Here is a 21,006-nt window from a genome sequence, read left to right on the forward strand (position 1 = left end):
CATGAAATATTTACTATGATGTATTTATGTAGTTAAATAACATTATGGATATTCAATTCGAGGCCTCACCAGACCAGCTTCCCCAGCGCTGCGCGCAAGGTATCCGTTTCCGTTACGAAGGCGCGCCGGGGCTGCGCAGCGTTGCACTGGCCGGCACTTTCAACTGCTGGGTGGGTGATGCCTGCCAGTTCGAGCGCGTGGCGCCCGGCCGCTGGGAATGCACGCTGCCGGTCGCCGCCGGCCGCCACCTGTACAAGCTGGTGGTCGATGGCACGCAGTGGATACCGGATCCGGCCAATCCCTGGATCTCCGAGGATGGCCAGAACAATTCCTGCCTGACGGTCGACCAGCATGGCGAAGTACTGATGCGCCAGCGCGGCCTGGACGCCGACGCGGCCGGCCCGCTGTACCGCCGCCATCAGGCGCTGGCCAGCCCGGCGTGGCTGCGCGATACGGTGATCTACCAGCTGTCGGTGCCCGCGTTCGGCGGCGATTTCGATGGCGTGCGCGCCCGCCTCGACTATCTGGAGCAACTGGGCATCGACGTGATCTGGATGATGCCCATCCACCCGATCGGCGCCCTGCGACGGCGCGGCATGCTGGGCGACCCCTATGCGGTGCGCGACTTCGAGGCGATCGATCCGGCGCTCGGCGACGAGGCCGCCCTGCACGCGCTGGTGGACGCCATCCACGCGCGCGGCATGCGCGTGGTGTTCGACTGGACGCTGAACCGCAGCAGCGCCGACCATGCGTGGACCACCGCCCATCCCGACTGGTACACCCGCAACGCCGACGGCCAGGTCTACTACGCGGTGCCGCAGCGCGAGTACTTCGTCGGCTTCGACTTCGGCAACCGCGCGCTGCGCAGCAGCCTGATCGCGTCGATGCGGCGCTGGGTGGGCCGCTACGGCTTCGACGGCCTGCGCTTCGATGACTCCGACATCACGCCCACCGATTTCCTGGCCGAAATCCGCATCGCGCTGGCGGCGCTGCGGCCCGACATCGCGCTGATCTCGCAGTCCTACGACGAATTCCATCACCTGCACAGCTGCGACCTCACCTACGAAGGCGGCACGCGCGAGATGCTGCGCCGCGTCGCCTGCGGCCAGGCCGACGCGCACGCCTTTGCCCGCTACTGGAAGGAATCGACCTACAGCTTCCCGCGCGGCGCGCTGCGCATGCGCTGGCTGGAAGACAAGGAACAGCCGCGCGCCAGCAAGGTGCTCGGCGCCGGCGTCCACCGCGCGGCGGCGGCGTTGATGCTGACCATGGATGGCGTGCCGCACATCCTGATGGGTCAGGAGTTCGACGAACCCGGCTGGCGCGACTGGACGGTGCTGTTCAACCGCTACCGGCTCGACTGGGGCGCTTTCTGCCCCGGCATGCACAGCCACTACCGCGCCTTGCTGGCGCTGCGGCGTGCGCATCCGGCCTTGCGCCAGGGGGCCACCGCGTTCCTCGAATCGCTGCCGCAAGGCGTGATCGGCATGCGGCGCGGCAGCGGCGCCGGCGCCATCACGGTGCTGGCCAACCTGTCGGGACAGCCGGTCACGCTGGCCGCGCCGGCCGCCCCGGCCCTGTACGCGGACGGCTGGGACGAGGCGCTCGGCACGCTGGCCGCGCATGGCTGCCTGATCCACGCCGGCTGAATCGCCGGCCTTATGCAGCTTTTATGCAGCTTCCTGCTTTTGTGGCAAAAACTTAGCTTTATTTTAATTATTCAATTGTCTTTAGGCAGTTGTCAGGTACTATTTTTTCTCCTTCGTCACCATTTGAATTGAGGAAGCCATGACAATTGTCAAATCTCTGTGCATTGCCATCGCACTGTGCGCCACCGTCGGCGCCGCCGAAGCGGCGCTGATCGACGCGCCGGTCGCCAGCAACGCCTATATCACCCTCAACAACCTGGACTGGGCATGGGCGTCGCCGATGCCCGCTGCGAACGACCTGGACCTGTCCTACCAGTCGCAATTCGGCTGGCGCCTGCCGACCGCCGCCGAACTGGCCCATGCCCCGCTGGCCACCGACTTCATCTTCGCCGGCGCCAATGTGCCGCTGGGCGGCGTGGATCCCATGACCGGCGCCAACTTCTCCGTGGTCAACGACCAGCTGACCGGGGCCGCCGCCTGCGCCTCGCCGTACTTCAGCAAGACCTACAGCCATTGCGACTGGCGGGACGGCAGCGGCCAGCCGGTCGGCCCCTGGGCCGGCTTGCCAGGCGCCCGCGTTTACGCGGACCAGCTGGTGGTGCGCGCCGTGCCGGAAGCGGACGCCTATGCCATGCTGCTTGCCGGCCTGGGCGTGGTCGGCGCGGTCAGCCGACGTCGCCGGGCGTTTAAAAATTAAACTAGACGACTGGTCTAATTGTGCCATGATGCCTCCATCATGAGCACAGAACACAACAACGTCCGCCAACACATCCTGGATACGGGCAAGACCATCATCACCGGCAAAGGCTTTGCCGGCGTGGGCTTGAACGAGATCCTGACGGCGGCGGGCGTCCCCAAGGGCTCCTTCTACCACTACTTCAAGTCCAAGGAGTTGTTCGGCGAGGCGCTGCTGGACGACTATATCGAGCGCTACCTGGCGCAGATGGAAACCACGCTGAGTCAGCCTGGCCAAAGCGCCGCGCGCTCGCTGATGGACTACTGGGCCAGCTGGGACGACCTCGGCGCGGACAGCTGCGACTGCCGCTGCCTGGTGGTCAAGCTCAGCGGCGAAGTGGCGGACATGTCCGAAGCCATGCGCGTCACCCTGCTGGACGGCACCAACCGCATCGTCGCGCGGCTGGCCGCCAGCGTCGAGCAGGCGCTGGCCGACGGTTCGCTGCGCAACATCGCCGACGCCCGCCTGACGGCGCTGGCCCTGTACCAACTGTGGCTGGGCGCGGCACTGCTGACCAAGCTGCGGCGCGAGCCAAGCGCGCTGCGCGCCGCCTGGCAGTCCACGCTCGCCATGCTGGACCTGCCGGCCAACACCCCGGGGGTCAAGTCTGACATTCGGACACGCACCCAGCCGTAGTAGCCGCTACGGCCGGGCACGTGTCCGAATGTCAGACTTGACCCCATTTTTTACCGCATCGCTAGACGACCAGTCTAATAACAGGAGCAAGCATGAAGAACTTTGAATTCCACAACCCGACCAAGATCGTCTTCGGCGCCGATACCATTGCCCAGCTGTCCAGGCTGGTGCCGGACAACGCCCGCGTGCTGATCCTGTACGGCGGCGCCAGCGCCGAAAAGACCGGCACCCTGGCCGAGGTGCGCCGCGCGCTGGGCGCCCGCGTCAGCCGCGAGTTCGGCGGCATCGAACCCAACCCCAGCTACGAAACCCTGATGCGTGCGGTCGAACAGGTGCGCCGCGACGAGATCGACTTCCTGCTGGCCGTCGGCGGCGGCTCCGTCATCGACGGCACCAAGTTCGTCGCCGCCGCCGCGCTGTACGACGGCGAGCCGTGGGAGATCGCCCAGAGCGGCGGCGCCAAAGTGCGCCGCGCCCTGCCCTTCGGCGCCGTGCTGACCTTGCCGGCCACCGGCTCGGAAATGAACAACGGCGCCGTGGTCACGCACAAGGCCACGCACACCAAGCTGCCGTTCCGCAGCCCGCTGCTGTTCCCGCAATTCTCCGTGCTCGATCCGTCCAAGACCTTCACGCTGCCGGCCAGGCAGGTCGCCAACGGCCTGGTCGACGCCTTTGTCCACACGATCGAGCAATACCTGACCTATCCGGTGCAGGCGCTGGCGCAGGACCGCTTTGCCGAGGGCTTGCTGCAAACGCTGGTCGAGATCGCGCCGCAAGCGCTGGCCGCGCCGGACGATTACGCCACCCGCGCCAACCTGATGTGGACCGCCACCCTGGCGCTGAACGGCCTGATCGGCGCCGGCGTGCCGCAGGATTGGGCCACCCACATGATCGGCCACGAGCTCACCGCACTGTACGACATCGACCACGCGCGCACGCTGGCACTGGTGCTGCCGTCGCTGCTGGACGTGCAGCGCGCCACCAAGCACGACAAGCTGTTGCAATACGGTGAGCGCGTCTGGGGCATCCGCGACGGCAGCGAAGAGCAACGCATCGACGCCGCCATCGCCCGCACCCGCGCGTTCTTCGAGGGCCTCGGCATCCCGACCCGCTTGTCGGCCTACCAGCTGGGACAGGAAGCGGTCGAAGCCGTGCTGGCGCAGCTGGCCGCGCACGGCATGACCAGCCTGGGCGAACACCGCGACATCGATCTGGCGCGCAGCCGCCGCATTCTGGAAGCTGCACTGTAACTAACCTCTCTAACCAAGGAATCGACATGAACATCTTGATGGTACTGACCTCGCACGACCAGCTGGGCAACACCGGCCACAAAACCGGCTTCTGGCTGGAAGAATTCGCCACCCCGTACTACGCGCTGAAGGAAGCCGGCGCCAGGCTGACGCTGGTGTCGCCGCTGGGCGGCCAGCCGCCGCTGGACCCGAAAAGCGACGCGCCGGAATCGCAGACGCCGTCCACCGTCCGCTTCAAGGCCGACCCCGAGGCACAGGCCGCGCTGGCCCACACCGGCAAGCTGGCCGAGGTCTCGGCGGCCGATTTCGACGCGGTGTTTTATCCGGGCGGCCACGGCCCGCTGTGGGACCTGGCCGAAGACCGCGCCTCGATCGCGCTGATCGAAGCCATGCTGGCGGCCGGCAAGCCGGTGGCGGCGGTGTGCCACGCGCCCGGCGTGCTGCGCCACGTGAAGGCGGCGGACGGCAGCCCGCTGGTGCGCGGCAAGCAGGTGACCGGCTTCACCAACACCGAGGAGGAAGCGGTCGGGCTGACCCAGATCGTGCCCTTCCTGGTCGAGGACATGCTGAAGGAACACGGCGGCATCTATTCCAAGGCCGGCGACTGGCAGCCGTATGCGCTCACCGACGGCCTGCTGGTCACCGGCCAGAATCCGGCCTCGTCGGAAGCGGTGGCGGCCGCGCTGCTCAAGCTGCTGGCCTGAGCGGCCGCCTGATCACCACATCAAATCGTCGGGAATCTGGAAGGCGGCGTAGGGATCGTCTTCCTCCACCGCGGTGGTGCTCTTGTTGACGCGCACCACCATGGCGGCGTCGCGCTCGGCGATCTTGTCGGCGATCACGCGCGGCACCAGTTCGGCCACGCCGTTCAGCACCACGATCACCAGGCGGCCGGCCACCAGGTGCTCGCGCACCGCCGCCGTCACGAACATGCGCTCGATCTTGCTGCCGTGCGTGTAGTTGTAGGCGATGTCGCCGTTGTGGCCCTTGCTCTGGCGGTTCTGCTGCACCATCTGCGCGATCTGCGCCAGGATGGCTTTCTGCTGCGCCGCCGCGTCGCGTTGCGCGTTCAGTTCGCGGTTGCGCTCGGCCAGCTTGCGCTGCGCCTCCTGCGCGGCCAGCTTGGCTTCGTCCACGCTCTGGGTGCCGGAGCGGCGCTCTTCCTTCTTCTGCTTGCTCTTTTCCTGATTGGCGACCTTGACCTTGTTCTTGGCCACCAGGCCGGCCTTCAGCAATTGATCTTGTAACGAAACCATGTGTACCACTCCATAAAAAAAGGTCCGCCGCCCCTTGCGGAGCCGCGGACCTCATTATAGCTGCGGCGTAGCGCTTAGAAGCGATAGTTCAGCGAGGCGGCGAAGGTGCGGCCCAGCTGGCTGAACTGCGAGCCATCGTAGGTCACCATCGAGTAGCGGCCGTTGAAGGTCACCAGGTTGGTCTGCGTCTGCGTCGGCGTCATGCCAGTGGCCGGGTCCACGGTCTTGTTGTCCAGGATGGCCTGACCCTTGGCGTTGCGGGCGTTGAAGTGCCAGCTTGGCGTGGTGTTGAGCACATTGTTGATGTTGAACGACAGCGAGGTGCTCGGCGTCAACGCATAGCTGACCGCGAAGTCCGTCACCACCTTGGTCTTGAACGCCACTTCCAGATTGTCGTCCAGGCCGGCGTTGCGGAAGTGGGTAGGACCGAACACGGTGTTGTTCAGCGACAGGTTCAGGGCCTTGTAGTCCCAATCGGCACCGAGGATGGTCTTGAACTTCGGACGCGAAGTGAACATCAGCGCTTCCGTGGTGGCGTTCAGCACCGACTGGCCGGCCGAGGCGATCAGGCCGGGATTGTTGACCGCGCCATCGCGCTCGTTCTTCAGCGACACGTTACCCGACAGGTTGAGCGTCATCTTGCCGTCCGCGAAAGGAATGTTCTTGCGCGAGGCGACGTAGTCGATGCCCTCGGTGCGGCTGGTCAGCGCGTTGACGAAGAAGCTGGCCGAGACGATGTTGGCTTTGCCCAGCTGCTGGTCCAGCGGGCTGGCAGCGACGCAGGCGTTGTAGGCGTCATCCGACGCAAAGTCGTCACGATTGCAGATCGGCTTGATCTCGGTGCTCAGGACGATGCGGTCCTTGACCTTGATGTTGTAGTAGTCGATCGTGATGCTGGTGTTGCTGTCCGGTTTGAAGCCCAGGCCCAGCGTGATGTTGTTGGACTTCTCGGCCTTCAGCTTGGGCACCTGCAAGGCAGCGGCCGCGGTCGAGACGTTGTTGACCAGGCCCGACACCAGGATGCCCTTGCCCGGCACGAAGGAGTACTGCGCCTTCTGGGTGTAGATCTGCGCCAGCGACGGCGCGCGGAAACCGGTCGAGGCCGACGCGCGCAGCGTGACCTGCTCGTTGACCTTGTAGCGGGTCGAGGTCTTCCAGACGAAGGCGCTGCCGAAGTCGGTGTATTTCTCGTAGCGGCCGGTGGCGTCCACCAGGAAGGCCGGGCTGATGTCCCAGGTGGCGCCGGCGTAGGCGCCGTAGTTCGAGCGCGACGAGCCGAAGGAATTGGCCGGCGCATTGCCGGCGTACGAATCGGCGCCGCTGCCGTAGTAGGACGCGGCGTCGCCGGCGATGGTCTCGTAATTCTCGTGGCGCAGCTCGGTGCCGGCGTAGAAGTTGACGTCCTTGCTCAGCTGCTTGGAGATGTCGCCGTTCAGCACCCAGTGGCTGAACTTGACGCCGCCCGCGTCAAAACTGGTCGGCGACGGCGTGGTGATGATGTGGTTCAGGTAGTCTTCCTGCATGCCGCGGTTGACCGAGTTGCCGACCGCGTAGCCCTGCTTGTTGCCGCCGTAGGTCAGGCTGACGTCGGCGTTCCAGTCGCCCAGCAGGAATTTGGTGCCGCCGGTGGCGTTGTAGTCGTCCAGCGTGCCGACAAAGGTCGGGACATAGCCGACATAGGGGGTGCCGGCCGCGTGCAGCAGGCCGTAGTCGGTCGGGCGCCAGTACGGCGTGCGGTAGTTGGCGAAGGAGTTGACCTTCTTGTTCACGTACGCGGCGTTGGCGTAGAGGCTGGTCGTGTCGCTGAGGTCGTAGCGGGTGTTGAACTCGGCCTTGGCGGAGCGGGTCGCCGGCGAGCCGTTGATGTTGCCGCCATCCGGATGGGTCTTGAGGAAGGCCTGTGCCTGCGCCAGCACGGCCGAGGCCGGAACGCCGTGGGTCGGATCGCTGAAGTCCTGCGCCTCGCCATACGGATCGACCACGCCGGGACGGTTGGACAGGTTGACCTTGGACACGTCGACCGTGTAGTTGAAGAAGCCGCGGTCGCCCAGCGCCACGCCTTGGTTGAGCGACAGGCCGCCCATCTTGCCGTCGTTCTCGTGGGTGATGCCGCCGCGCGCGGTGACCGAGCCGCCTTCGGCATTGTCCTTCAGGATGATGTTGACCACGCCGGCGATCGCGTCGGAACCGTACTGGGCCGAGGCGCCGTCTCGCAACACTTCGATGCGCTTGATGGCGTCGACCGGAATCGCCGAAATGTCGGCGCCGCTTTCGCCGCGGCCAGGGGAAGTCTGGGTGTAGATCAGCGCGCTGGAATTCTTGCGCTTGCCGTTCACCAGGATCAGCACCCGGCTCGGGCCCATGTTGCGGATCTCGTAAGGATCGAGCAGCGAGGTGGCGTCGTTGACCGGCGTCTGCACGGTGTTAAAGGAAGGCACGCGGAATTGCAGCGACTTGTCGAGCGTGGCCTGGCCGGTCTTGCCGAGGTCGCGGGCGCCGATGATGTCGATCGGTACCGGCGTATCGACCAGCGTGCGCTGGGCGCCGCGGCTGCCGGTGGAAACAATCACCACTTTCTGGATGTCATCCGGGACGGCGTCGGCCGCGGCGGCTGGCTGCACGGCGGCGGTTTGGGCGACGGCGGCCGCTTCTGCCTGGGCCTGGGCCAGGACATAAGGGCTGGCGGACAACAACAACGCTGCGAATGGGAAATTCTTTTTCATTGTGCGATCTCTTTATTTTCGTAATATCGGGTCTCGATTGTTTTTGCAACATGGGTGCCACGTGATGATTGTTGCTACGGGTGAATGTATAGACATCATTACGGAACGTCTATTGTTTCCCCCTAACTTGGCCGTGAAACCAGATTCATGCGGCAAATTAACAACTACCACCAGGTATTTCTGTGGCATTCCTGGCATTGTTGCCTGGACGGAGGGGCCGCCGGGCGTCGCGCTCAGGCCGGCTTGCGGCGGCGGGCGGGCTTGGCGGGCGCGGGCAGCGACGCCAGCGAGGCGCGCAGGGTCATCGTCACCGGATAGCCGCGCGTGACGGGGCGCTGCAGGTCGTAGCAGCTGTTGAGCAGCGCGTTGATGCCGTTTTGGGTCATTTCGCGCCACGGCATGTGCACCGTGGTCAGGCGCGGGGCCGAGAATTCCGCGCTGGGCGTGTCGTCGTAGCCGATCACCGACAGCTCGTGCGGCACGCGGATGCCGGCCTCCTGGAAATACGACAGCGCCCCCACCGCCATCTCGTCGTTGGCGCAGAACAGCGCGCTGCACGGGTGCCCGGAGTCCATCAGTTCCTTGGCCGCCGACCAGCCGCCGGCCGGCGAGAAGTCGCGCTCGGTCAGCCACAGCTTGCCGGGGTCGACGCCGTTGGCGCGCAGCTCGTCGAGGAAGGCGTGGACCCGCACCACGTTGTCGGGCAGGCTGGCCGGGCCGGCCACCACCGCGATCTGCCGGTGCCCGTGGTCGAGCAAGGCGCGCGCCGCCATCCGCCCGCCCAGCGTGTGGTCGACCGTGAAGCACTGGCCGGCGATGCTGTCGAAGCTGTGGTTGAGCAGCACCATGCGGTGCTGCGGGATGCGCAGCGCGCCGAGGTCTTCCTCCTGCAGCACATTGGTCATCAGGATCAGGCCGTCGCAGCCGCGTTCGATCAGGAAGGCGATGCCCTCGAGCGCCTGCTGGCGCGCGCCGCCCAGGCCGGCGCCGAAGGCCACCACCATGTGCAGGCCGGCAGCGCGCAGTTCGTTGTCGATGATCTGCAGGATGGGCGTGTAGAAGGTGCCGCTGAGCACGGGGATGTACACCCCTATCATCTGGCTGGAGCCCGACAGCAGCGTGCGCGCCGCGTGCGAGGGCCGGAAGTCCAGCTGCTCGATGGCCGCCCTGACCCGCGCCAGCGTGGCCGGCGATACCGAGCCCTTGCCGCTGACCACGCGCGATGCGGTTCCCAGTCCTACGCCCGCGAGGCGGGCTACGTCTTTGATGGTGGCCACGGCTGGTGCTGTCCCCTGCTGGTTGAAAAGTGTCTCATTTTGGAAACGTTCCCAGCCATGGTGCACGGCTTGCTTCCCTCTGTCAACGAAAACCGGCCCCGACTCATGCGGCATCGCAAATTGACTTTGAAATTCGTTCGGTGCTATATTTGCCAGATGGATTGGAAACCTTTCCAAATCTGAGTCGGGAGAAGCGGCAAGCGAGCTGTTCATAAAAACACAGGAGATGATATGCATGATCCAAAGGCACGACAGAAGTTAATCAGCCTGGCGGTGGCCAGCGCCTGCGCGGCGGCGGCCGGCCAGGTGTTGGCGCAGGAAGCGTCCGTCAAGGCAGCAGAACCGGAAGTCCAGAGCGTGGTCGTGACCGGCCTTCGCCAGAGCTTGCTGTCCTCGATGAACCTGAAGCGCAATTCCGACGGCATCGTCGACGGCATCGTGGCCGAGGACATCGGCAAGTTCCCCGACACCAACCTGGCCGAATCGCTGCAGCGCATTTCCGGCGTGTCGATCGACCGCTCGATCGGCGAAGGCTCGAAGATCACCGTGCGCGGCGTCGGCCCCGACTTCAACCTGGTGCTGCTGAACGGCCGCCAGATGCCGACCTCCAACCTGGGCGACCTCAACGGCCGCGCCTTCGACTTCGCCAACCTGGCGTCGGAAGCGATCTCGCAGCTGCAGGTGTACAAGACCAGCCGCGCCGAAACGCCGACCGGCGGCATCGGCGCCACCGTCAACGTGATGACGGCGCGTCCGTTCGAGCGCCCCGGCCTGCATGCCACCATCGGCGCCAAGGGCGTGTACGACAGCACCAACGGCAACCTGCCGGGCGACGTCAAGGCCAGCCACTCGACCACACCGGAGCTCTCCGGCCTGTACTCGAACACCTTCGACAACAACAAGGTCGGCGTGGCGCTGACCGGCAGCTACCAGGAGCGCAACCTGGGCTACAACACCGCCGCCGTCTCCAATGGCTGGAAGGGCCCGTTCCGCGGCGACGAGAACGGCTGGGGCACGATCCCGCAGGATGGCGCGATCAACCGCCCGACCGGGGCCAACCTGTACTCGGTGCCGCAAAACCTGAACTACAACTTCAACGGCGTCAAGCGCCAGCGCACCAACGCCCAGCTGACCTTGCAGTACAAGCCGGTCGACAAGCTGGTCACCACGCTGGACTACACCTACTCGGAAAACAAGATCCAGACCAAGCGCAACGACATCTCGGCCTGGTTCAACTTCGGCCCCTCGACCAGCTCGTGGACCAGCGGCCCCGTCTCCAGCCCGCTGATCTACAAGGAACTCATCCCGCCCAACAAGGACACCGGCATCGCCACCTCCGACATCGCCATGGGCGGCGCCGACTTCGCCACCAAGACGCAGAACAAGTCGCTGGGCTTCAACGCCGTGTGGAAGCCGACCAACGAGCTGCGCTTCGAGCTGGACACCCACCATTCGACCGCCGAGTCCAAGGCCGACAGCCCCTTCGGTTCGAGCAACACGCTCGGCACGGCCAGCTTCAGCCGCGGCGACACCACGGCCGACTTCAGCCACGACTTCCCGGTGCTGAGCATTACCGGCGCCAACTTCGCCAAGGCGCCGCAGCAGGTCACCGGCTCGGTGTTCACCAACGGCTACATGAAGGGCGAGGTCGACCAGACCCAGCTCAAGGGCGCGTGGAAAGTGCTGGAAGCGTCCGAGCTGAAATTCGGCGCCACCGCCTCCGAGGTCAAGAACCGCTCGGCCTTCTCCAACCAGCAGCGCGACACCTGGGGCGGCGCCACCAAGCCGTCCGACTATCCAAGCAGCGTGTTCCACCCGGCCTCGGTGGCGCAGTACTTCGACCATATCGACGGCAGCGGCAGCCCCAACCTGTTCAACCAGTTCTACACCTTCAACTTCGCCCAGGTGCGCCAGCTGGCGGCCACCGCCTCCGGCCAGCCGGCGCTGTACCTGCCGAAGACCAGCTTCGACAACGACTCGCGCACCACCGAGAAGTCGAAGTCGGCCTACCTCCAGTTCAATACCGACTGGGACACCAGGCTGCCGGTGCGCACCGCCATCGGCCTGCGCTACGAAACCACCGACGTCACCTCGACCGCGCTGGTGCCGGCCGCGGTGGGCATCAGCTGGGTGTCGCAGAACGAGTTGCCAATCACCTTTGGCGATCCGACCTTCACCACCTTGACCGGCAAGTACCACAACCTGCTGCCGAGCTTTGACTCCGACATCGAGCTGACGCCGAACCAGAAGGTGCGCCTGAGCCTGGGCGAGACCATCGGCCGTCCGCGCTACGACCAGATCCAGGGCGGCACCACGCTGGACTCGATCACCCGCGCCAACGGCGGCACCGGCAGCCAGGGCAACCCGTCGCTGAAACCGGTCAAGTCCAAGAACCTGGACCTGTCCTACGAGTGGTACTACGGCAAGCAGAACTTCTTCTCGCTGGGCTACTTCCGCAAGAACCTGGAAAACTACGCCGGCCAGTCGCAGTTCGACGCCACGCCGTTCAACCTGCACACGCCGGTGGGCGGCAAGTTCTGGAACGAGGCGCTGGCCAGCGGCTGCAGCAACGCCGACACCACCTGCATCCGCGACTACATCTTCAAGAACCACAACGGCGCGCCGGGCGTGACGCGCGGGGACGATGCCAACGGCCACGCCACCGGCACCATCGTCGGCCAGCCGAGCGATCCGATCGCCAACTTCAAGATCAACTCCTTCTCCAACCAGAAGGCGGCCAGCCTGAACGGCCTGGAGGTGAACTTGCAGCATATGTTCGGCAACAGCGGCTTCGGCGTGTCGACCAACTACACCTATGTGCACTCGGGCCTGAAGTACGACAACGCCAGGATCGGCGAGCAGTTCGCGCTGGTCGGCCTGTCGAACTCGTCGAACGTGGTCGGCATCTACGAGGACAAGAACTTCACCGCCCGCCTGGCCTACAACTGGCGCGGCGAGTTCCTGTCGTCGACGTTTGACGGCTCCGGCCCGAATCCGCAGTACGTGGAAGCCTACGGCCAGGTCGACATCAGCATCGGCTACAACTTCAGCGAGAAGCTGAGCTTCCAGTTCGAGGGCATCAACGTGGGCAACTCGATCCAGCGCGTGCACAGCCGCACGCAGCAGCAGCTGGAATCGGTGACGCAGCAGGGTCCGCGTTACATGATCGGTGCGCGCTACAAGTTTTAACCGGTAGTTGAGCAATTCCGGGGGCCGCTGCCTGGCAGCGGCCCTTTTCGGTTAAACTTTAGCCAAACTCGTCGTTCCCGCGCAGGCGGGAATCCATACGTCGCGTGCGCAGAGCCGTCCTATGGATTCCCGCCTGCGCGGGAACGACGGTATTCGAAGTTCCCTCGACTTAAGGCGAGCAATATGGTCCGACGCATCGTGATTGTGGGAGGCGGTTCCGCCGGCTGGCTCACGGCCGGGCTGATCGCGGCCGACCACCAGGGCTGGTCCCTGCACATCACCCTGATCGAATCGCCCGACATCGCCCCCATCGGCGTCGGCGAAGGCACCTGGCCCAGCATGCGCGACACGCTGCGCCGCATCGGCGTGTCCGAGTCCGATTTCCTCCGCGAGTGCGACGCCTCGTTCAAGCAGGGTTCGCGCTTCAACCGCTGGATAAGTGGTGCGGATCACGACTACTACTTCCATCCCTTCGTGCTGCCGCAAGGCTACGGCGAAGTGAACCTGCCGGAGCAATGGCAGGCCCAGCATCCCGACATTCCGTTCGCCGACCTGGTCAGCTACCAGCCGCACCTGTGCGTCAACGGCCGCGCGCCCAAGCAGGTGGTGACGCCGGAATTTTCCTCGGTGGCCAACTACGGCTACCACCTCGACGCCGGCAAGTTCGGCGTCTTCCTGCGCAAGCACTGCCTGGAAAAGCTGGGCGTGCATCATGTGCCGGACAACGTGGTCGGCATCGCCAGCCATGACAACGGCGACATCGCCGCGCTGCAGACGCAGCATCACGGCGCGCTCGAAGGCGATCTGTTCATCGACTGCACCGGCATGCAGTCACTGCTGCTGGGCCAGCACTACGCCGTGCCCTTCCTGTCGCAAAAGCACGTGCTGTACAACGACTCGGCGCTGGCGGTGCAGGTCCCCTACCCCGACGACAACCATCCGATCGCCTCGCAGACCTCCTCCACCGCGCAAAGCGCCGGCTGGATCTGGGACATCGGCCTGCCGACCCGGCGCGGCGTCGGCCACGTGTACTCCAGCGCCCATATCGGCGACGAGCAGGCCGAGGCCGAGCTGCGCCGCTACATCGCCGACACCGGCGGCCCGCAGGACATCCCGCAGCCGCGCAAGCTGAGCTTCAACCCCGGCTACCGCGAACGCTTCTGGCACCGCAACTGCGTGGCCATCGGCCTGTCGGCCGGCTTCATCGAGCCGCTGGAGGCGTCGGCCCTGGCGCTGGTGGAAATGTCGGCTGCCATGGTCAGCGACGAATTACCGGCCACGCGCGCGGCGATGGACATCGTCGCCGGCCGCTTCAACGACACCTTTAGCTACCGCTGGGAACGCGTGATCGACTTCCTCAAGCTGCACTACGTGCTGAGCCAGCGCCGCGACAGCGACTACTGGCGCGACAACACCGCCGCCGTCCCCGGACGGCTGAACGACTTGCTGACCTTGTGGCGCCACCGCGCGCCGTCGCGCAACGACTTCAACCGCATCGAGGAAGTGTTCCCCACGGCCAGCTACCAGTACGTGTTGTACGGCATGGGCTTCCGCAGCGAATTCATCAACCCGCAGCCGCGGCAGGCCGCGCTGGCCGACGGCTATTTCCGCGAGACGGCCGCGCTGACCCACAAGATGCTGGGCGCGCTGCCGGACAATCGCACACTGATCAACCACATCAAGCACCACGGCTTGCAGAACATCTAAAACTTGAGAGACCACATGCCAGATATCGTATTGCTCAACAATGTAGACCACCAGGATCTGCGCGTCATCACCCGCCACGGCGCGCAGTTCGGCGACCGCCAGATGGCGGCCGTCACCTTCCCCGGCGAATTCCGCGATGTGCAGGCCTGCTACCCCATCGTCTTCCGCAAGACCACGGACGGCCTGGGCTTCGAGCCGATCGCGCTGTTCGGCTTCCAGGAGGAGGAGAACCTGTTCCTCGTGAACGATGGCGGCGAGCGCTGGGACGCGCCCTACGTGCCGCTGATGGTCGAGCGCCAGCCCTTCCTGATCGGCGTCAACGGCGACGAGCTGATGGTGCACATCGACGCCGGCAGCCCGCGCATCAGCCGCACAGAGGGCGAGCCGGTGTTCCTGCCGCACGGCGGCAACAGCGAGTTCCTGGAGCGAGCCAGCTCGATGCTGCTGGCCATCCACCAGGGCCTGCAGGCCACGCCGGCCTTCCTGTCGGCGCTGCTGCAGCACGAGCTGCTGGAAAGCTTCGTGCTCGACATCCAGCTGAACGACGGCTCGCAGAACCGCCTGGTCGGCTTCTACACCATCAACGAGGACAAGCTGTCGGCGCTGGGCGGCGACGCCGTGGCCGCGCTGCACCAGGCCGGCCATCTGCACGCGATCTACATGGTGCTGGCCTCGCTGTCGAACTTCCGCATGCTGATCGACCGCAAGAACGCAGCCCATGCCTGAAGCCCTGCGCGAGATCAGCGGCCTGGGCGTCAACGACCTGGGCGACGATATCCTGACATCCACCGAGCCGCTGGTGCTGCGCGGCCTGGCCGCCAGCTGGCCGATGGTGCGCGCCACGCTGGCCGGCGAACGCGGCGGCGACGCCTACCTGCGCAGCCACTACCGCGACGCCACCGTGGGCGCCATGCTGGGCCCGCCGGAAGCGGGCGGCCGCTTCTTCTATAACGCCGACATGAGCGGCTTCAACTTCTACCCGGTGCACGCCAAGCTGACCGCCGTACTGGACGAGATCGAAGCCAAGCGCCACCACGTCAATCCAGCCACGGTCTATGTCGGCTCGACCACGGTGGACACCTGCCTGCCCGGCTTCCGCGAGCAGAACGACATCAAGCTGGGCAACCGCGACGCGCTGGCCAGCATCTGGATCGGCAACCGCACCCGCATCGCCGCCCACTACGACGTGCCGGACAACCTGGCCGTGGTGGCGGCCGGCCGCCGCCGCTTCACCTTGTTCCCGCCGGCGCAGCTGAAGAACCTGTACGTCGGGCCGCTGGACTTCACGCCGGCCGGCCAGGCCGTCAGCCTGGTGGACCTGCTGAACCCGGACTTCGACAGGTATCCGAAATTCGCCGAGGCGCTGGCGCACGCGCGCACCGCCGAGCTGGGACCGGGCGACGCCATCTTCATCCCCAGCATGTGGTGGCACCACATCGAGGCGCTGGACCCGTTCAACGTGCTGGTCAACTACTGGTGGCGCCAGTCGCCGGACTACATGGACACGCCGACCAGCGCGCTGATGCTGGCCTTCCTCACCATGCGCGACCTGCCGCCGGCGCAGCGCAAGGCGTGGCAGGAGATCTTCCGCCACTACATCTTCGAGGCCGACGAGAGCACGGCAGCCCATATTCCCGAGCACGCCCGCCATGTGCTGGCGCCGCTCAACGACGATGCCGCGCGCGTGCTGCGCGCGCAGACACTGAAAAAAATGAACCGCTAAGGAGACATCAATGAACCCGACCCACCGAGACCCCAAACACCGCCGGCCGGTACGCCGCGTCGTCATCGCCGGCGGCGGCACCGCCGGCTGGATGGCGGCGGCCGGCATCGCCAAGGTGCTGGGCAAGCGGCTCGACATCAAGCTGATCGAATCCGACGAGATCGGCACGGTGGGCGTCGGCGAGGCCACCATCCCGACCCTGATGAACTTCCACAACCTGCTGGAGATCAACGAGCAGGAATTCATGGCCGAGACCCAGGCCACCTTCAAGCTCGGCATCAGCTTCGAGGGCTGGCGCAACGTCAAGGAGGACTACATCCACTCCTTCGGCATCACCGGCACCGACCACTGGACCGCCGGCTTCCAGCACTTCTGGCACAAGGGCGTGGAGCGCGGCCTGGCCGGCGACTACGGCGACTACTGCCTGGAGCTGAAGGCCTCGCTGGAAAACCGCTTCGCCCACCTGCCGGACAACGGCATGAACTACGCCTACCACCTGGACGCCGGCCGCTACGCCAAGTACCTGCGCCGCCTGAGCGAGCCGCGCGGCGTGCAGCGCATCGAGGGCAAGATCGTGCGCTACACCAAGCACGAGGACAACGGCGACGTGCGCTCGGTGGTGCTGGAATCGGGCCAGGAAATCGAAGGCGACCTGTTCATCGACTGCACCGGCTTCCGCGGCCTGCTGATCGGCGAGGCCATGCAGGAGCCGATGGAGGACTGGTCGCAATGGCTGTTCTGCGACCGCGCCATCGCCGTGCAGACCGAGTCGGTGGGCGACGCCGTGCCGCTGACGCGCTCGATGGCGCACCAGGCCGGCTGGCAGTGGCGCATTCCGCTGCAACACCGGGTCGGCAACGGCATCGTGTATGCGAGCCGTTATCTGGACGACGACGCCGCCATGCGGCAGCTGCTGTCCAACATCGAGGGCAAGACGCTGGTCACGCCGCGCGTGATCAAGTTCAAGCCTTGCCAGCGCAAGCAGACGTGGAAGGGCAATGTGGTGGCGCTCGGCCTGGCCAGCGGTTTCCTGGAGCCGATCGAATCGACCAGCATCCACCTGATCCAGCGCGCCGTGGTGCGCCTGATGCAGACCTTCCCCACCGACGGCATCAGCCAGGCCGACATCGACGAATACAACCAGCAGTGCAACAGCGAGATCGAGCACATCCGCGATTTCATCATCCTGCACTACCACGTCAACAACCGCACCGACTCGCAGTTCTGGATAGCTGCGCGCGAGATGGACATTCCCGCCTCGCTGCGGCACCGCATCGAGCTGTTCCGCGAAACGGGGCGCGTGTTCCGCGTGCCGAACGAGCTGTTCGCCGAGAACTCGTGGATACAGGTGATGCTGGGCCAGGGCATCATGCCGCGCTCGCACCACCAGACCGCCGACCTGATGGGCGACGAGGAACTCAAGCACTTCCTCGGCAACATCAAGTCGCGGGTGGACCGCATCGTGGTGCAGCTGCCGACGCATCAGGCTTACGTGGAACGCTACTGCGGCCGCGCGGAACCGGCCAAGGCCGCCTGACCGTCAAGCCGCCGCCATCGACGCCACCTTCGGGTGGCGTTTTTTTTTGCCTGTCCACGTCCAGCAACACTCTGCGGAATATTTATCTTTTCCGCATTTTTTAAGTAGTAATATTACAAACCCATCCAGTCCATAGAAGATTGGAGGCTTATACCCATAAAACACGGAGACCAGTATGAAACTGCACTGTAGTTTAGTTTCACAATTGAAATACATCACGGCCACGGGCGTGCTCGCCCTGCTGGCCGCCTGCGGCGGCAGCGACAGCGCCAGCACCGCCGCCCCGAGCGCCAAACTGTTGGGCGACAAGATGCTGGCGGCGGTGGCGGCAACGCCGCCGGCCCCGGCCAACATCCGCATGCACTTCCACCGCGCCGCCGGCGACGCCAACCAATGGGGCGTGTACTCCTGGGACGGCCCGGTCAACCCCAGCCCCGGCTGGATCAGCGGCCGCTTCATGATGACCCAGAGCGACGACTTCGGCGGCTACGTCGACATCCCCGTCAACACCGGCAAGTCGGCGATCTGGTTCCTGGTCACCGACGGCAGCGGCAACAAGAATTGCGGCAACGACCAGTCGGCCAACTTCAGCGCCGACATCGCCAGCAACGGCCAGGAAGTCTGGATGCTGGAAGGCGACTGCACCGTCTACAGCGCGCCGCCGGCCATCAGCTACGGCAACCTCAACAACGCCAGCGCGCACTGGCTGTCGGCCTCGACGCTGGCCTGGCCCGGCGCGGCCGCCGGCGGCAGCTACCGGCTGTACTACGCCGCCAATGGCGGGCTGGGCTCCAGCAGCGCCGGCGTCACCGGCGCCGACGGCAGCATCGCGCTGAGCACCGGCGTCCTGCCGCCAGCCTTGCAGCAAAAGTATCCGCACCTGGCCGGCGCCACCGCGCTGACCATGGCGGACGCCGACGCGGCCGGCATCGCGGCCAAGGCCAGCGGCCAGTTCGCCGTGGCCCAGCTCGACGCCAACGGCAAGCTGGTGCAAGTGACCTCGCTGCAGATGAGCGGCATGCTCGACAGCGTGTTCGCGCCGGCCGCCGCCAGCGCCACGCTGGGCCTGAGCTACGACCGCAACGGCGTGCCGACCTTCCGCGTGTGGGCGCCGACTGCCAAGTCGGTCAGCCTCAGGCTGTACCCGGACGCCACCAGCGCCAGCACGCTGACCCGCGCCATGAGCCGCGACGCCGCCAGCGGCGTGTGGAGCTACACCGCGCCGGACGCCAGCTGGGTCAACCGCTACTACTACACCTACCAGGTGCAGGTGCTGTCGCGCTGGGCCGGCAACACGCTGGTCGACAACAGCGTGACCGATCCGTATTCGTTCAGCCTGAACGCCAACAGCCAGCGCAGCTTCGTCGCCAACCTGGACAGCGCCGCGCTCAAGCCGGACGGCTGGGACCACCATCCGCTGCCGCGCCTCGACAGCCCGACCGACATCGCGCTGTACGAGCTGCACATCCGCGACTTCAGCGCCAGCGACGCCACCGTGCCGGCCGCGCACCGCGGCAAATACCTGGCCTTCACCGACCAGGACTCGGACGGCATGCGCCACCTGCGCCTGATGCAGAAATCCGGCCTGACCCACATCCACCTGCTGCCGTCGTTCGACTACGCCAGCGTCAACGAGGCCGGCTGCACCACGCCGGCCATCCCCAACGCCGCCGCCGATTCCAGCGACCAGCAGGCGGCGGTGGAAGCCACGCGCGGCGCCGACTGCTTCAACTGGGGCTACGATCCGGTGCACTACACGGCCCCGGAAGGCAGCTACTCGACCAACGCCAACGACGGCGCGGTGCGCGTGCGCGAGTTCCGCGCCATGGTGCAGGGCCTGCACAAGCAAGGCCTGCGGGTGACGATGGACGTGGTCTACAACCACACCAGCGCCTCGCAGCAGGGCCCGCTGTCGGTGCTGGACAAGATCGTGCCGACCTACTACTACCGCCTCAACGCCGGCGGCGGCATCACCAACGACAGCTGCTGCGCCGACACCGCCTCCGAGAACGCCATGATGGCCAAGCTGATGATCGATTCGGTCAGCACCTGGGCGCGCGACTACAAGGTCGACAGCTTCCGCTTCGACATCATGGGCTTCACGCCGCTGGCCGTGATGAAGCAGCTGCAGACCGCCGTCAACAGCGCGGCCGGGCGCGACATCTACCTGTACGGCGAGGCCTGGAACTTCGGCACGGTCGGCAACGACGCCCGCTTCGTGCAGGCGCGCCAGGCCAATATGTACGGCAGCGGCATCGGCTCGTTCAACGACCGCATCCGCGACACCGTGCGCGGCGGCGGCTGCTGCGACAGCGGCTCCAGCCTGATCAGCCAGCAAGGCTTCATCAACGGCGCCTACTACGATCCGAACGCGCAGTCGACCCAGAACAAGGACGACCTGCTGCGCCTGGGCGACCTGGTCAAGGTGAGCCTGTCGGGCACGCTGCGCGACTACAGCTTCGTCGACCGCACCGGCACGCTGCGCAAGAACTCGCAGATCGATTACTTCGGCCAGCAGGCGGGCTTTGCCGCCAATCCGGCCGAGACCATCAACTACGTCGAAGCGCACGACAACCAGACCCTGTACGACCTGAACGTCTACAAGCTGCCGCTCGGCACCAGCATGGCCGACCGCGTCAAGGTGCAGACCCTGGGCGCGGCCATCAACGTGCTGGCGCAGGGCGTGCCCTTCCTGCACGCCGGCCAGGAAATGCTGCGCTCGAAATCGATGGACCGCGACAGCTACGACGCCGGCGACTGGTTCAACAAGCTCGACTACAGCTACCAGTCCAACAACTTCGGCGTCGGCCTGCCGATGGCGGGCGTGAACCAGGACAACTGGCCGCTGATGTCGCCGCTGCTGGCCAACCCGCTGCTCAAGCCGGACAGCGTGGCCATCGTCAGCGCCCGCAACGCCGTCAACGACTTGCTGGCGATCCGCCAGGACAGCAGCCTGTTCCGCCTGCGCACGGCGCAGGACGTGTCGGAGCGGCTGCGGTTTTATAACACCGGGCCGCAGCAGGTGCCTGGGCTGATCGTCATGAGCATCGATGGCCAGCAGCCAAGCCGCTACGAGGGCGCGCGCTACAAGATGGTGGTGGTGCTGTTCAACGTCGACAAGGTGGGCAAGACCATCGCCGTGCCGGAGCTGGCCGGCCGCAAGCTCAGCGTGCACCGCATCCAGCTGGGCGCCGACGGCGGCCACGCCGCGCGCCTGGGCAACTACGTCAGCGCCGGCGGCAAGTTCAGCGTTGCCGCGCGCAGCGCCGTGGTGTTTGTCGAACCGGACCCGCACGACAAGCAGGACGACTAAAACCGCACAG

General features: G+C 65.8%; 14 protein-coding genes. 11 read left to right on the forward strand and 3 right to left on the reverse strand.

Annotated features, from left to right (window positions below; all coding sequences use genetic code 11):
* The first annotated feature begins 44 nt into the window (after positions 1-44).
* The 5 genes from ACEN9O_RS05665 to ACEN9O_RS05685 all read left to right on the forward strand — a co-directional run bounded on the left by ACEN9O_RS05665 (position 45) and on the right by ACEN9O_RS05685 (position 4,975).
* Positions 45-1,649, forward strand: a complete 1,605-nt coding sequence (locus tag ACEN9O_RS05665; RefSeq protein WP_495616648.1) for an alpha-amylase family glycosyl hydrolase — start codon at positions 45-47, stop codon at positions 1,647-1,649.
* Between the two features lie 139 nt (positions 1,650-1,788).
* A complete protein-coding gene (locus tag ACEN9O_RS05670) occupies positions 1,789-2,346 on the forward strand; it encodes a PEP-CTERM sorting domain-containing protein (RefSeq protein WP_495616649.1) in 558 nt (185 codons plus the stop codon).
* A gap of 39 nt (positions 2,347-2,385) precedes the next feature.
* Positions 2,386-3,021, forward strand: a complete 636-nt coding sequence (locus tag ACEN9O_RS05675) for a TetR/AcrR family transcriptional regulator (protein ID WP_495616650.1) — start codon at positions 2,386-2,388, stop codon at positions 3,019-3,021.
* Between the two features lie 92 nt (positions 3,022-3,113).
* Positions 3,114-4,271, forward strand: a complete 1,158-nt coding sequence (locus ACEN9O_RS05680; RefSeq protein ID WP_495616651.1) for an iron-containing alcohol dehydrogenase — start codon at positions 3,114-3,116, stop codon at positions 4,269-4,271.
* A gap of 26 nt (positions 4,272-4,297) precedes the next feature.
* On the forward strand, positions 4,298-4,975 hold the full coding sequence (locus ACEN9O_RS05685) for a type 1 glutamine amidotransferase domain-containing protein (RefSeq protein WP_495616652.1): 678 nt from the start codon (positions 4,298-4,300) through the stop codon (positions 4,973-4,975).
* Between the two features lie 12 nt (positions 4,976-4,987).
* On the opposite strand, the gene ACEN9O_RS05690 is transcribed toward ACEN9O_RS05685, so the two are convergent.
* The 3 genes from ACEN9O_RS05690 to ACEN9O_RS05700 all read right to left on the reverse strand — a co-directional run bounded on the left by ACEN9O_RS05690 (position 4,988) and on the right by ACEN9O_RS05700 (position 9,527).
* A complete protein-coding gene (locus ACEN9O_RS05690) occupies positions 4,988-5,527 on the reverse strand; it encodes a DUF2058 domain-containing protein (protein ID WP_495616653.1) in 540 nt (179 codons plus the stop codon).
* Positions 5,528-5,601: 74 nt separating this feature from the next.
* On the reverse strand, positions 5,602-8,250 hold the full coding sequence (locus ACEN9O_RS05695) for a TonB-dependent receptor plug domain-containing protein (RefSeq protein ID WP_495616654.1): 2,649 nt from the start codon (positions 8,248-8,250) through the stop codon (positions 5,602-5,604).
* Between the two features lie 233 nt (positions 8,251-8,483).
* A complete protein-coding gene (locus ACEN9O_RS05700) occupies positions 8,484-9,527 on the reverse strand; it encodes a LacI family DNA-binding transcriptional regulator (protein ID WP_495616655.1) in 1,044 nt (347 codons plus the stop codon).
* Positions 9,528-9,758: 231 nt separating this feature from the next.
* On the opposite strand from ACEN9O_RS05700, the gene ACEN9O_RS05705 reads away from it, so the two are divergent.
* The 6 genes from ACEN9O_RS05705 (at position 9,759) to ACEN9O_RS05730 (ending at position 20,996) form a co-directional block, all read left to right on the forward strand.
* Entirely contained in the window at positions 9,759-12,716 is a 2,958-nt protein-coding gene (locus tag ACEN9O_RS05705; RefSeq protein ID WP_495616656.1) for a TonB-dependent receptor, read from the forward strand.
* A gap of 183 nt (positions 12,717-12,899) precedes the next feature.
* The gene (locus ACEN9O_RS05710) at positions 12,900-14,423 is read left to right on the forward strand and encodes a tryptophan halogenase family protein (protein WP_495616657.1); all 1,524 of its coding nucleotides are present in this window, start codon (positions 12,900-12,902) and stop codon (positions 14,421-14,423) included.
* 15 nt (positions 14,424-14,438) lie between these two features.
* Positions 14,439-15,149 carry a SapC family protein gene (locus ACEN9O_RS05715; RefSeq protein ID WP_495616658.1) on the forward strand — a complete coding sequence of 237 codons (711 nt, stop codon included), beginning with the start codon at positions 14,439-14,441 and terminating at the stop codon, positions 15,147-15,149.
* Positions 15,142-16,146 carry a cupin-like domain-containing protein gene (locus ACEN9O_RS05720; protein ID WP_495616659.1) on the forward strand — a complete coding sequence of 335 codons (1,005 nt, stop codon included), beginning with the start codon at positions 15,142-15,144 and terminating at the stop codon, positions 16,144-16,146. The genes ACEN9O_RS05715 and ACEN9O_RS05720 overlap by 8 nt, the downstream gene beginning before the upstream one ends.
* Positions 16,147-16,156: 10 nt before the next feature.
* On the forward strand, positions 16,157-17,683 hold the full coding sequence (locus tag ACEN9O_RS05725) for a tryptophan halogenase family protein (protein ID WP_495616660.1): 1,527 nt from the start codon (positions 16,157-16,159) through the stop codon (positions 17,681-17,683).
* Positions 17,684-17,858: 175 nt separating this feature from the next.
* Complete coding sequence (locus tag ACEN9O_RS05730) at positions 17,859-20,996, forward strand: alpha-1,6-glucosidase domain-containing protein (RefSeq protein WP_495616661.1); 3,138 nt, start codon at positions 17,859-17,861, stop codon at positions 20,994-20,996.
* Positions 20,997-21,006: the final 10 nt, after the last annotated feature.

The organism is Duganella sp. Dugasp78, from assembly GCF_059491455.1.

Excerpts from the sequence above, each read along its gene's own strand:
- ACEN9O_RS05665 (WP_495616648.1), top strand. The coding sequence starts at position 45 with ATGGATATTCAATTCGAGGCCTCACCAGACCAGCTTCCCCAGCGCTGC.
- ACEN9O_RS05670 (WP_495616649.1), top strand. The coding sequence starts at position 1,789 with ATGACAATTGTCAAATCTCTGTGCATTGCCATCGCACTGTGCGCCACC.
- ACEN9O_RS05675 (WP_495616650.1), top strand. The coding sequence starts at position 2,386 with ATGAGCACAGAACACAACAACGTCCGCCAACACATCCTGGATACGGGC.
- ACEN9O_RS05680 (WP_495616651.1), top strand. The coding sequence starts at position 3,114 with ATGAAGAACTTTGAATTCCACAACCCGACCAAGATCGTCTTCGGCGCC.
- ACEN9O_RS05685 (WP_495616652.1), top strand. The coding sequence starts at position 4,298 with ATGAACATCTTGATGGTACTGACCTCGCACGACCAGCTGGGCAACACC.
- ACEN9O_RS05690 (WP_495616653.1), bottom strand. The coding sequence starts at position 5,527 with ATGGTTTCGTTACAAGATCAATTGCTGAAGGCCGGCCTGGTGGCCAAG.
- ACEN9O_RS05695 (WP_495616654.1), bottom strand. The coding sequence starts at position 8,250 with ATGAAAAAGAATTTCCCATTCGCAGCGTTGTTGTTGTCCGCCAGCCCT.
- ACEN9O_RS05705 (WP_495616656.1), top strand. The coding sequence starts at position 9,759 with ATGCATGATCCAAAGGCACGACAGAAGTTAATCAGCCTGGCGGTGGCC.
- ACEN9O_RS05710 (WP_495616657.1), top strand. The coding sequence starts at position 12,900 with ATGGTCCGACGCATCGTGATTGTGGGAGGCGGTTCCGCCGGCTGGCTC.
- ACEN9O_RS05715 (WP_495616658.1), top strand. The coding sequence starts at position 14,439 with ATGCCAGATATCGTATTGCTCAACAATGTAGACCACCAGGATCTGCGC.
- ACEN9O_RS05720 (WP_495616659.1), top strand. The coding sequence starts at position 15,142 with ATGCCTGAAGCCCTGCGCGAGATCAGCGGCCTGGGCGTCAACGACCTG.
- ACEN9O_RS05725 (WP_495616660.1), top strand. The coding sequence starts at position 16,157 with ATGAACCCGACCCACCGAGACCCCAAACACCGCCGGCCGGTACGCCGC.
- ACEN9O_RS05730 (WP_495616661.1), top strand. The coding sequence starts at position 17,859 with ATGAAACTGCACTGTAGTTTAGTTTCACAATTGAAATACATCACGGCC.